General features: G+C 60.1%; 12 protein-coding genes and 1 pseudogene. 4 read left to right on the top strand and 9 right to left on the bottom strand.

All coding sequences use genetic code 11. The features are described 5' to 3' along the window. The first annotated feature begins 3 nt into the window (after nt 1-3). Nucleotides 4-204: a DUF3126 family protein gene (locus Q0072_RS10525; protein WP_298329556.1), complete on the top strand. Its 201-nt coding sequence runs from the start codon at nt 4-6 to the stop codon at nt 202-204. A 38-nt stretch (nt 205-242) separates the two neighbouring features. Here the strand turns inward: Q0072_RS10525 and Q0072_RS10530 are convergent, their stop codons facing one another. From Q0072_RS10530 to rpmH, 6 genes are all read right to left on the bottom strand, one after another. Beyond that, nucleotides 243-671: a hypothetical protein gene (locus Q0072_RS10530; protein WP_298329529.1), complete on the bottom strand. Its 429-nt coding sequence runs from the start codon at nt 669-671 to the stop codon at nt 243-245. A 3-nt stretch (nt 672-674) separates the two neighbouring features. Next, nucleotides 675-1481 (bottom strand): DUF3445 domain-containing protein, encoded by an 807-nt coding sequence (locus tag Q0072_RS10535; protein ID WP_298329532.1) that lies wholly within the window; start codon nt 1479-1481, stop codon nt 675-677. 283 nt (nt 1482-1764) lie between these two features. Next, on the bottom strand, nt 1765-2463 hold the full coding sequence (gene yihA, locus Q0072_RS10540) for a ribosome biogenesis GTP-binding protein YihA/YsxC (RefSeq protein WP_298329535.1): 699 nt from the start codon (nt 2461-2463) through the stop codon (nt 1765-1767). 523 nt (nt 2464-2986) lie between these two features. Further along, nucleotides 2987-4960, bottom strand: coding sequence for a membrane protein insertase YidC (yidC, locus tag Q0072_RS10545; RefSeq protein ID WP_298329537.1), 1974 nt, complete (start codon nt 4958-4960; stop codon nt 2987-2989). 19 nt (nt 4961-4979) lie between these two features. Next, nucleotides 4980-5318 (bottom strand): ribonuclease P protein component, encoded by a 339-nt coding sequence (gene rnpA, locus Q0072_RS10550; RefSeq protein ID WP_298329538.1) that lies wholly within the window; start codon nt 5316-5318, stop codon nt 4980-4982. Nucleotides 5319-6152: 834 nt separating this feature from the next. After that, entirely contained in the window at nt 6153-6287 is a 135-nt protein-coding gene (gene rpmH, locus Q0072_RS10555; RefSeq protein WP_013479320.1) for a 50S ribosomal protein L34, read from the bottom strand. 230 nt (nt 6288-6517) lie between these two features. Here rpmH and Q0072_RS10560 point away from each other — a divergent pair, with 230 nt between their 5' ends. Next, nucleotides 6518-8161, top strand: a complete 1644-nt coding sequence (locus Q0072_RS10560; protein ID WP_298329542.1) for a HAMP domain-containing sensor histidine kinase — start codon at nt 6518-6520, stop codon at nt 8159-8161. A gap of 15 nt (nt 8162-8176) precedes the next feature. On the opposite strand, the gene Q0072_RS10565 is transcribed toward Q0072_RS10560, so the two are convergent. Further along, nucleotides 8177-8803, bottom strand: coding sequence for a hypothetical protein (locus Q0072_RS10565; protein WP_298329545.1), 627 nt, complete (start codon nt 8801-8803; stop codon nt 8177-8179). 27 nt (nt 8804-8830) lie between these two features. Then, the gene (gene pip, locus Q0072_RS10570) at nt 8831-9823 is read right to left on the bottom strand and encodes a prolyl aminopeptidase (protein WP_298329548.1); all 993 of its coding nucleotides are present in this window, start codon (nt 9821-9823) and stop codon (nt 8831-8833) included. Nucleotides 9824-9875: 52 nt separating this feature from the next. Between pip and Q0072_RS10575 the strand changes: the two genes are divergently transcribed. Next, nucleotides 9876-11096 (top strand): MFS transporter, encoded by a 1221-nt coding sequence (locus tag Q0072_RS10575; RefSeq protein WP_298329551.1) that lies wholly within the window; start codon nt 9876-9878, stop codon nt 11094-11096. Nucleotides 11097-11133: 37 nt separating this feature from the next. Next, nucleotides 11134-11358, top strand: coding sequence for a hypothetical protein (locus Q0072_RS10580; protein ID WP_298329553.1), 225 nt, complete (start codon nt 11134-11136; stop codon nt 11356-11358). Between the two features lie 198 nt (nt 11359-11556). Here the strand turns inward: Q0072_RS10580 and Q0072_RS10585 are convergent. Continuing rightward, nucleotides 11557-12368 (bottom strand): annotated as a pseudogene (locus Q0072_RS10585) (phenylalanine--tRNA ligase subunit beta); the annotation flags it as partial.

Consider the following 12368-nt stretch of genomic DNA (forward strand, 5'->3'; position numbering starts at 1 on the left):
CACATGACACCCGCAGAAATCACCAAGGTGCAAGCCTACCTGACCCAGACCTTCGGCACCAAGGGCCTTGAGGTCCGCGCCCGCAAGCAGAAGGACTCTGCCGAGGTCTATATCGGCGAAGACTTTGCGGGCGTCGTCTATGTCGATGAGGACGAGGAAGGCTCCTACATGTTCGAAATGGCCATCCTCAAGGAAGACCTGTAACTCTCTTCTCCCCGTTTGACGGGGAGAGGGAGCTATGCTCAGCAACCGCTCTGACCGTAAACGGTCACGGTCTGCGACTTGCCGTGCTGTGTGAGGGTCAGGGTTCCGGTCATATTGGACAACTCCTCGCCCAGCGTCTTTGTCACCTTGAGAGTCTGTGTCACCCGCAGGTCGCCGTCGGCGCTGACAAACTGGCTCACAGGGGTGACGCTCGACTTCGGTTCCCCTTGCAGGGTCAGGGTGACAAGCTGACCGTTCCACCGCATCAGCCCGGTCTGAAAATCGTCATGCCAGAGGATCGGCGGTTGGCCTTTTTCAAAATCAGGCGTGCGGTAAAGCGTCGTGCCGCAACCGTCGAGATGGGCCTGATCGATCTCGCTGCGTGTGATGGCTCCAACTGTGCCTGCCTGTACCGGTGTCGTCAGCGCTATTAAAGCCGTGACGGTTATCGCCATCGTCAGTTTCATCCCTCATCTCCCTTTCAGGCGCAGGATGAGCCGCTCACGCTCGGCGCGCAATCCCTTATATTCGCTTTGCGCCTCATCGAGGGCTTCGATCTGACGGATCAGGCCTTCGGTGAGGCGTTCGCGTTCCGGGTGGGCCTCAATGGCCTCCAGCGGCGTCAGGTGGATGCCGATGGTGAACAGCACTGCGCCCGTCTGCGGCAGCTTACGCAGGGTTTGACGCTCAACACGCACATAGACGGTGTCGGCGCGGTCGCCGCTCCCGAAGCGCTGCGGCGGGGACAGGTGGGGGTGGTGCAGCGCGTCCGTGCCATACAGCGACCAGTTCCAGCGGATGACCGGCTCATCGGGACGCAGATTGTCAAAGATGCGCTCGATGATGGCCGCATTGCGCGTTCCCGTCTGAAAATCGGGCACGGGGCCGTGTACCTGATGCAGGGGCTTGCCCAGCTTTTCCGGTAGCGACCACGAGGAGGGGAAGCAGATGCAGCCTGCCGTCAGCCGCCAGCCTTCGGGCGATTTTTGCAGAAGCGCCAGGTCTTCGGCCACCAGTCGTGCCGCCCCAATCAACGGGGCGTCCGAGGGCGGGGCGGGGGCGTTGAGCGTGGTTTCGATCAGGCGCAGCGCTTCGGCCTGAGCGGCCTCAGAGCCCGGTTGCGCACCGAACACAGCGTCACGGTCCTGGCTCAAGAGGCGCTCTTTTTCCGCCAGATAGAGGGGCAGGCGCTCATCACGCTCCAGCCACGCCTCATCCCGCAGCGGGGCCAGACCGATACGAAACAGGGGCTGCGAACCGTCAAAAGGCGTGTGCATGAGCGCTATCTTATACCTCCCTGCCTTTGGCGGGGTATAGCGCCCCGCGAAAGTATAGCTTTCGCCAGCGATGGGACCGCACGAGCCTGCCGTCAGGCAGGTGAGATGTGGTGGTGGGGTGAGCTATCGAACGATCCGGGGGATGGTTCGATATGCGTAAGACGCCGTAGGCAAGGTTCAGCACGCGCGATCCGAAGTAAGAACCCCCACCACCGCATCTAGCCGCTAAACGCGGCGTCGTGCGGTCCCCCTCCCCAACGAGTTGGGGAGGTATGAATGAGACTTACGGCGCGACCGCGCAGGTCGTCATGATCTCGGCGCGCAGTTCGGGGATGCCGTGGCCTTTTTCCGAAGAGGTCGCCAGCACCACCGGGTGCGCCGCCGGGCGCTTTTTGATCTGCGCCTGCGTCTTCTCAATGACGGCTTTCAGCTCGTGCGGCTTGATCTTGTCGGCCTTGGTCAGGACGATTTGATAGGAGACAGCGGCAACATCCAGCGCGTCCATCGGCTCATTATCGACCGCTTTCAGCCCGTGGCGCGCGTCGATCAGCAGATAGGCGCGTTTGAGGTTCGGACGGCCGCGCAGATAGTCGCGCCCCAGATTCTGGAACTTCTTCACCTCGGCCTTCGACGCCTTGGCCCAGCCATAGCCGGGCAGATCGACCAGTCGCAGCTTTTCGTCCAGTACGAAGAAGTTGACTTCGCGCGTGCGGCCCGGCTCGTTGGAGGCGCGCGCCAGGTGGTTTTGCCCGACCAGCGCGTTGATCAGGCTCGACTTGCCGACATTGGAGCGCCCGGCAAAGGTCACTTCGGGCAGGTCGGCGGCGGGCAGTTGCTCGATCTTGGCCGCGCCCATCATGAAGGTGGCCGGGCGCGCAAACAGCACGCGGGCGGCTTCTAGGGTCTCGGCGGAATAGAGCGCCTCATCAGGAGCCTCAGCGGCGGGGGCCTGCTCAGGGGTATTTTGCGTTTCGTCGGTCATGGACGGGCCTTTAAAACCTGTACCTCCCAACAGGTTGGGGAGGTATGAAAATATCCGCTTTTCCCTCCTCCCTGTTGCGAAGCAATGGGGTATAGCGCAGGGAAAGTATAGCTTTCACAAGCGATGGGATGCGAGTGAAACGAGCAAGCGGAGGGGGGCGACTCCAAAATTTCAAAGGCCATTAGCTTTGTGCTTTATGACCTAACACCCCACCACCACATCTCGCTTGCCTTCGGCAATCTCGTGCGGTCCCCCTCCCCGCACTCCGTGCAGGGAGGTATAAGAAGGGACTGGTTCTCCCCGCCAAAGGCAGGGAAGTATAACGGATCGCCTTAGGCTATATTGACGAACTAAGGTTTGCGATCTTCCTCCTCCCCATTTTATGGGGAGGTGCCGAGTTTACGAGGCGGAGGGGTATCTTAAAGCCTTATACCCCTCCGTCAGCTTCGCTTCGCTCGCTGCCACCTCCCCACGCAAGCGTAGGGAGGAGAAACCGCGTTAAATCTTAAATTGTCACCACAGCTTAGTCCTTTTTCGTCCGCGTGCGCTTGGTGCCGCCCGCTGAGCTGCCCGTGGCCGCCGGCTTGCGCTTGCGGGCCGGGGTGGCTTGCGTCACTTCGCCTTCGTGGATGGCTTCTTCGGCCACCTCGATGACATGGGCCGCTTCGGACTTGGGCTTGGTTTTGGCGACCTTGCCCAGCAGGGTGTCGATCGGGTTTTCAACGCCCATCTGACGCATCAGCATATATTGCTGCGCCACGGTCAGGACGTTGTTCCAGATCCAGTAGATCAAAAGGCCCGAGGCAAACGGCGCCATGATGAAGGTGAACATCACCGGCATGAAGGCGAAGATCTTGCGCTGCATGGGGTCCGGCATCGGCGGGTTCATGCTTTGCGACAGCCACATCGACGCGCCGTAGAGCAGCGGCAGGATACCGATATGCAGCGAGGTGGCCATCAGCCCGCCGATGACCGGCAGGGTGGCCGGATCGTAGGGCAGCAGGCCGAACAGGTTGAACATCGTCGTCGGGTCCTTGCCCGACAGGTCCTGAATCCAACCGAAGAAGGGCGCGTGGCGCATTTCGATGGTGACGAACAGCACCTTATACAGGGCATAGAAGACCGGCATCTGCACGAAGATGGGCAGACAGCCCGACATCGGATTGACCTTTTCCTTCTGGTAAAGGCCCATCATTTCAATCTGCATCTGCTGCGGATTGCCTTCGTGCTTCTTCTTCAGCTCCTCGACCTGGGGCTGAAGCATCTTCATCTTGGTCATCGACTCATAGGATTTATGCGCCAGCGGGAAGAAGATGAGCTTGACCAGAACGGTGAGACCCAGAATGGCCAGACCGAAATTGCCGACATATTTGAACAGGAAGTCCAGCACGAAGAACATCGGGCGGGTGAAGAACCAGAACATGCCCCAGTCGATGGCCTTGTCAAAGCTCGGCAGCTTCAGCTTGTCCTGATAGGCGGCCAGAAGCGAGGCCTGCTTGGCACCGGCAAAGATGTGGTAGGTGACGCTCACCGGCTTGCCCGGTTGCACCGTTACGGCGTCGGCTACGTAGCCGGCCTGATAGAGGAAGTTGAAGTCCTTTTCATTGGCGGTCGTCTGGTCCGTCGCCTTCATCGAGGCGTGGATCTTGGTCTTCTGATCCGGAATGACGGCGGCCAGCCAGTATTTGTCGGTCAGGCCCATCCAGCCACCGGTCGAGTCGGCCTTGAAATTGGCCTTCTTCTCGTCCTTTTCCCAGTTATGGAACTTGAATTCCGGCGTGGTGTAACCCTTGCCCGTGGCGTCTTTGGAGAAGGCACCGATGCCGCCTTCGTGTAGGATCATGTTCTTGCCGAGCGTGTCCGGCGCGCCCTGACGCACGACATTGGCATAGGGGGCCAGCGTCACCGCCGCGCCCGTGGTGTTGACCACGGTGTCGGTGACGGTGATCATGTACTTGTCATCAAGGCTCAGGCGGCGTTCAAAGCGCAGACCCGTCCCCGCATCATAGCCCAGCACCACGTCCTTGCCCGGCGACAGCACGTTACCCGAAAGCAGCGTCCACATGCTGTTGCCCGACGGCAGGCCCGGCACATTGGCCCCGACCCAGCCCGATTCGGCATAGTAGGCGTGCTCGGCCCCTTGCGGGCGGAACAGCTCAACATTGGGCGAGTCCGCCTTCAGCGTCTCTTTATATTGCTTGAGCAACAGGTCGTCGATGCGCGCCCCGGCCAGAGACAGCGAGCCCTTCAGCGCCGGCGAGTCGATGGCGACGCGCGGCGTGGCGGCCACCGCCTGATCGCGCGGCAGCTTGCCTTCGACAAACAGCGACTCCGGCGTGGCGACGGGGGCCTTGGCGGCCTCGATCTTCTTCTGCGCCATGGCGGCGGCGCGTTCCTTCTCCATCTTGGGTCCGGCCACAAAGAACTGATAGCCGAACAGGATCGCCATGGAGAGGGCGAGGAAGATGAACATATTGCGATTGTCGTCGCGCTTCATGAGAGACTCTGAAGAGGGGTTAAACTTTGGGCGACAGCCTTATCAGGGCGCGTTTGACATCGTCAAGCAAACCTTGCCACGGGCAGGACTTGGTTGCGTCGCGGGCGATGAAGACATAGTCGTGGCCGGGGCGGCCCAGGTCGGGCAAAAGGGCGCGGGCGGCTTCGCGCATCCGGCGCTTGGCGCGGTTGCGTTCCACCGAACCGCCGGTCTTTTTGGTGGCGGTAAAGCCGATGCGGATGGTGTCGTCCCCGTCATTGCGAAAGCGCGCCTGAATGACCACAGTCGGGCGCGCCTGATAGGCGGCCTTGTTGGCGGCCAGAAAATCGCTGCGGTTTTTCAGAACGGGAAAGGTCATTCAGCTTTCTTATACCTCCCTATATCTGGGGGGAAAGGTTGGGAAGGTATGTATAGACTCCATACCCGATCATCGCCGCTGGAACCGGCGCGGCGGCCTGTCTCCTCCCTGCGGCGTAAGCCGTGGGGAGGGTGACCGCCAGCGCAGCGCAGCGGTGGAGGGGGATGGCCCTGTTCTTACCACCCTCTCTAGAGCGGAATGATTTCAAGTGGAATCGTTCCGCTCAAGCCGCCATTGAGGCGGCGGCCAAGGTGGCGCAGCCACCGCCCGGCGAGGGGCTAAACAAAAATCTAGATCATTATGTTTCTACCAGAAATCATAATGATCTAGGGTGTAGTGACGATTTAATGTTCGCGATCTTTCGCCTCCCCATTTTATGGGGAGGCGCCGAGTTTACGAGGCGGAGGGGTATCTTACGGACGGTTGTACCCCTCCGTCAGCTTCGCTTCGCTCGCTGCCCATCGCTTGCGAAAGCTATACTTTCGCTACGCTATACCCCACTTCGTAGGGAGGAGAAAATAGCTGTATTAAATCTTAAACTGTCACCACGGCTTGGTGATTCAGCCGCATAATGATCAGGGTTTCGGGCTGAGGCACGGTCTTGAGTCATCCCCCTCCGCTTCGCTACGCTCAGCACCTCCCCATTGCTTCGCAACAGGGAGGAGAAAACGCGCTCGCTTAAGCTTCCACGCCAAGGGCAGGGAGGGATGAGCACAAACGAAAAAGGCCCTCGAATCGCTTCAAGGGCCTTTTTCAGTGTCGGTTGTCCGAACTGCGTCGTTTGACACCTCATGTATATCCGATAAATGGCGGCCATTTATCGGTATGAGGTTATTAGGCAGTCAGGCGCTTGCGGCCCTTGGCACGGCGACGGGCGACGACTTTTTGGCCATTCTTGGTGGCCATGCGCGCGCGGAAGCCGTGGCGGCGCTTGCGGACGAGACGGCTCGGCTGGTAAGTGCGTTTCACGGTTGTAGCTCCGGGGTTTGGACACGATAACCCAGTGTGTGCGAGCCATCGTTGAAAGAAGAGGCGGCGTCACTAAACCGTGAGCGCAGCCTTGTCAATGGCTATGCGCCGGGATTCGCACCTTGGGCGCAGAATCTTTATGACGCCGTGAGCGCGTGCCGGGTGATTTTACACTGACCCTTCACGGATTTGTGTTAATATGTGTGCCTACGCCACCTTATCCGAGCGCAATGTCGAGCGATCTGAGCGAAACCTTAGCCGAAACCGGCCCGCGTCCCGACCTGACGCCGGGGCGACGGTTCCGCGTCGCCGCAGGGCTGTCGCGTGAGGCGGAGGACGGCACAGCGGCCTCGCCACGCCCCCGCAAATGGCGTGACCAGAGCCTGCAAGCCTTTCTGGCCAAACGCTGGAAGGCGCTCAAACCGCATCTGAAACGCGGCTGGACCGATTTCCGTTCGTTTTTCAGCGGTCTGTCCGGCCATTTGCTGGCTTTGACGGCGGTGTTCGTGGCGGTGATGGTGGTCATCATCATGGTGCCGACGCTCGCCGCCTATCAGGAGCGCTGGCTGATCGACCGCGTGCGTCAGGCCGAAATCGCCTCTCTGGCGCTCGATGCTTCGGCCGAAGGGGCGGTGTCACGTGAATTGTCGAGCCAGTTGCTCAACAGCGTCGGGGCCTCCTACCTCGCCCTGCAAAGCGGCGGCGTGCAGTTTGTGCTGCGTGACCCGCGCAGCACGGTTGAGCCCGACGTCATCGACATCCGCCATCAGACGCGCGGCCTCAGCGACGACCTGACCTATCTGTGGGGGCCGTGGAAGACTTTGTCCGGGCGCGAAGACCGGCTGATCCGCACCGAAGCCGTGCCCAAGGTGCGTAAAGGGACCGACATTATCGAAATCGTCGTGCCGGCGGAGCCGTTGAAGCAGGAACTGCGAGAGCAACTGGGCTCGATCCTGCGCCTGTCGCTGCTGATTTCGCTGGTCGCCGGTGCCCTGATCTTTGCCGCCCTGTCCTTCTTCGTGGTGCGCCCGGTGCGGCAACTGACGCGCTCGATTGCGCGCTTCAAGGAAAACCCGGAAGACAGCGCCGCCGTGCCGCAACTGTCCGGTCGCCACGACGAGATCGGGCAGATTGAAGAAGAACTGTTCAAGATGCAGCAGGAAGTCGGCCACGCGCTGCGTACCCGGGCGCGACTAGCTGCGCTGGGGCAAGCGGTGTCGAAGATCAGCCACGACCTCCGCAACATGCTGACCGCGGCGCAGATGGCGTCGGAGCGTCTGGCCTATTCCGGCGACCCCAATGTTACCAAGGCCCTACCGCGCCTGGAGCGGGCGCTGGACCGTGCGCTGACGCTGGCGCAAAACGTGCTCAACTACGGCAAGACGGACGAAATCCCGCCGCGTATCCAGATTTTGCGCCTGAAAGACCTGTCCGAGGCCGCGGCTGAAGACGCCGGTCTGGCGCTCAATGCCCGCACCCCCGACCGCGTGCGCTTTTCGCTGAAGGCCGAGCAAGGCTTCTTCTTTGAGGCCGATCCCGACCACGTTCACCGCCTGCTGGTCAATCTGATGCGCAATGCGCGTCAGGCCATCGAGAACCAGCCGAACCGTAAGACGGTGGGGCGCGTGACGCTCAGCGCGGTCAAGACGGCAGAGGAGGTGATTCTGGTCCTCTCCGACAATGGGCCCGGTATCCCTGAGCGCGTGCGCGACAAGCTGTTTCAGCCGTTTTCGGCCTCGCTGACGCCGGGTGGGTCTGGGCTGGGGCTGGCCATTGCGCGCGAACTGGCTCAGACGCACGGCGGCGACGTCCGGCTGATCGACACCGGGCCGTCGGGCACGTCGTTTGAGGTGCGCATCCCACAGAAGGGGTGAATACACAAATGTGCTTCACTCATCTTCTACTCTCTTAAACCATTTGTTACGCTCAGTTGGTCTTATTTCCCAGAAATAATTCTTTCCTCTATTGTCCAGAGGTTTGATGTATTCGCCACTGTAAGTGTGGTCTACTTTTCCTAAACGGCCGCCAATTTTATTAATTAAGGGCTTTTCTCCAAATTTTGAATTAAAAGTTTCCAACAAATAATGTTCAAAATCTTTAAATGCGTTAGGAGATCGACTGTCGCCTACACGTGTCATGTAAAATTTAAATGGCGCATCTCTTAATGATAGTGACATCTCAAATATCCAATTTGCCAAATGCGATCTAATTCTATTTGATATAGATCCTCTTCCTATGTACATTATTTCTGATGGAAAATTGGTGTATTTTACGCAAAATCCATCACATATAGAAATAATATAAACGCCATTTTTTATATCTTTAAATTCAATGTTCTCGTCCACCCAGCGGTCGCGAATTTTTTTTATTATCGAATCCACAGTGGATTTTTTCATTGCATTTTGTACATTTTTATTTTGATATTTAAATTTTCTCAAATCGAAGCCTAACTCGCGGGCCTCTTCAAAAATGCTTATGTGATCAGTTGTTACCCAATTGATTTCAATTCTTGCCATTATCCCCTCCCAACGAAATAAATTATTTCAGCCCACCACCCGCACGGCTTCATCCGCCGCCGCGACGAGGCCATCGAGCACGCCGGGATCGGACGAGGAATGCCCGGCTTTCTTTACCAGATGGAACTTCGCCTCCGGCCACGCGCGGTGCAGGTCCCAGGCCGAGGTCATCGGCGTTACCACATCATAGCGCCCCTGTACGATCCACGCCGGAATGTGTCTGAGTTTGTGGACGTTTTCCAGAATCCAGTTGTCGCTTTCAAAGAAGCCGCGGTTCTGGAAATACCACGACTCGATGCGGGCAAAGGCCACGGCAAAGTCGGGATCGGTGAACTTGGTCGGGGCCTCAGGCGGGCCTTCGATCGACAAGGTATCGCCTTCCCAGCCCGACCACGCCAGCGCGCAACGCACGCGCTCAGCCGCGTCGTCGCCGTTCAGGCGTTTGATATAGGCCGCCAGCAGGTTACCGCGTTCGTCTTGCGGGATCGGGGCCACAAAACGCTCCCACAGGTCGGGATAGAGGTTGGCCGCGCCGCCCTGATAGAACCAGTCCAGTTCCGACTGCCGCACCAGAAAGATACCGCGCAGGATCAGGGCCGACACCCGCGGCGTGTGCGTCAGGGCGTAGGCCAGAGACAGGGTCGAGCCCCACGAACCGCCGAACACCACCCATTTTTTGACCCCCAGCCGCTCACGCAGGGCTTCCATATCGGCGACCAGATGCCAGGTGGTATTATCTTCCAGCGACAGGTCCTGTGAGGCGTGCGGCCGCGACTTACCGCAGCCGCGCTGATCAAACAGAATGATGCGATAGGCCTTCGGATTGAAGTAGCAGCGCAGGTTGGGGCTGGTCCCGCCGCCCGGTCCGCCGTGCACCACCACCACCGGAATCCCTTGTGGGTTACCGCTTTGCTCATAATAGATTTGATGTTTCCCCTCCGTCGGCATATAGCCGGTGTCGTAGGGTTCGATCTCCGGATAGAGACCTTTTGGCAATGTGACGACGGCTTGATCGGTCATAAGGAAACTTGTGCAGCGGGCTGTGGCGGTTGCCGCCGATCAAAGACCCATTATGCGCAGCGATTCAAGCCTTTTTGCCCTGACGACCGTAAAGCGGCAGAGCCTTTTCTACGCCCTGATCTTTATCGGGTCGGGGGCCAGCCTGCCCTATATGCCGCTGTGGTTCGCCTCAAAGGGCATGAGCGGGGCGCAGATCGGGCTGATTCTGGCCCTGCCGCTGCTGCTGCGCGCCGTGACCGGGCCGGTCATGGGGGTGTGGGCCGAAAAATTCCCGCTGTTCCGTTCCCCCATGATCCGGTTAGCCATAGCGGGCGGGCTGGCCTATGGCGGGCTGATGCTGTGGCCGCTGGCCGGTGAAGCGCGCTTCTGGCTGTTCGTCGCCTTATGGGCCGTGGGCTATAGCTGCATCACGACGATCAGCCCCTTGCTGGATGTCATGACCATCCAGATGTCGAAGCGTGAAGGCTTCACCTATACCGGCCCACGGGCCGTGGGGTCGGCCGCTTTTATCGGTGCCAATATCGCGGTCGGTTATGGTCTGAACCTGCTGGGTGTCGATCTGATTATCGTGTGGGTGGTGGGGCTGTGCTTTGCGGCCGCGCTGGCGGCGTGGTGCATCCTGCCCCGCGCGCCGCGTCACGTCGAAGAGGGTGGGGGCCGCGCCCCGGCCTATCTGCCGCAGGAGACGGGGACGCAGCGCGTCAGGGCCCTGCTCGGCAATCCGGTCTATGTCCTGCTGCTGGCGGCCATGGGCTGCGTGCAGGGGGCGCACGCCTTCTATTACGGCTTTTCGACCATCCTGTGGAAGGGACAGGGGCTCGATGGGGCGGCCTGCGGCTATCTGTGGGGGGCCGGGGTGGCGGCGGAAATCCTGTTCCTGATGTTCGGGTTTCGTCTGAGACATCGCTTCGGATCGTGGACGCTGCTGCTGGCGGCGGCGGGCTTAAGCGTCGTGCGCTGGTTCATCATGGGGTTTGCCCCGCCGGTGTGGGGGCTGTGGCCGCTTCAGACGCTGCACGCTTTTTCGTTTGCCGCCTGCTATCTGGCCGGGCTTGATCTGGTCAATCGTATGGCCCCGAAGGGCTCGGAAAGTCTGGCTCAGACGCTCAATGCCGCCTGGGTGACGGGGGTGATGATGGGCCTGTCCACACTCGCGTCAGGGCCGGTCTATGACGCGCTGGGCGGACGCGGCTACTGGGTGATGGCCGGGATGTCGGGCGTGGGGCTGCTGATCGCCGCCTATCTCTACCGCCGTCAGGTGATGCGGCCATAACGTTGACAATTCTGGAGCTTGGGCGGACACTGTGGGCATGACCGTTCGTCTCAACATAGACCTGCCTGATGACATCAGCGCCTTTGTCGATGCCCAATCGGCCGAGGGCAGCCCGGCTGACTATATCCGGCGTCTGATCGAAGAGGACATGATGCAGGCCGAGGTGATGTCCGGCTTGCTGCGGGGGCTTGGGGAAGCTGAGCGCGGTGAATTCGTACCATCGAGCGTGGTAGACGAGATCATCGCTGAGCTTCAGGCCTGAGCATTACACGTATTCACTTTTTCTCCTCCCTGTTGCGCAGCAATGGGGAGGTGGCATTCGAGTGAAAGCGAGAATGACGGAGGGGGATAAAGCTGGCGTTTCTACACCAAAGCTCTTTGTTCTTTCCCTCTTCTGAGTCATCCCCCTCCGTCAGCTTCGCTGCCACCTCCCCATGCCTTCGGCACAGGGAGGAGAATTTTACCCCCGCAACACGGCTCCGGCCTTTTGGGCGGCGGCGACGATCTTTTGCGACACGGCGTCGATTTCCGGCTCGGTCAGGGTCTTGTCCGCCGGTTGCAGCGTCACCTCGACGGCCAGTGACACCTGACCTTCCGGCACGCCCTGACCCTGATAGACGTCGAAGACGCGCGCCTCGCTGATCAGCAGCTTGTCCGCGCCCTTGATGGCGCGCACCAGATCGCCGGACGCCGTACCCGTCGGCACGAGGAAGGCGAAGTCGCGCGTCAGCGGCATCAGGTTGGACAGGCTCAGCGCGCCTTTTGACTTGCCGGTCTTGGCTTTCGGTTGCGGTAGCAGGTCGAGGCGGATTTCAAAGCCCACATAAGCCCCGTCAAGGTCCATTGCCTTCAGCACCGACGGATGCAGTTCGCCAAATTCGGCCAGCACTGTCTTCGGCCCCAGTTGCAGGCGCGCCGAACGGCCCGGATGCCACCAGTCGCTGTTCGACCCCTGCACCAGTTGCAGCGAGGCGACCGGCACATTGAGTTCTTCCAGCAGGGCCAGCAGGTCGGATTTCAGCGCGAACAGCGCGTCCTGACCGGTGGCGGCCCAGTGACGCGCCTTGTCCGGGGCCTTCAGCGCGGCAATGACCGTCTTTTGATCATTGGGTTCAAGGCCGAAATAGACCGGCCCGATTTCAAACAGTTGCGCGCCGGGATAGCCCCTGGACGCATTGCGCCCGGCGGCTTCCAGCAGGTTCGGCAGGATGGACGGGCGCATACAGTTCAGTTCCGAGGCAATCGGATTGGCCAGAACCAGTGCATCGCTAC

The organism is Asticcacaulis sp. (genome assembly GCF_027484505.1).
Lineage (GTDB): Bacteria > Pseudomonadota > Alphaproteobacteria > Caulobacterales > Caulobacteraceae > Asticcacaulis.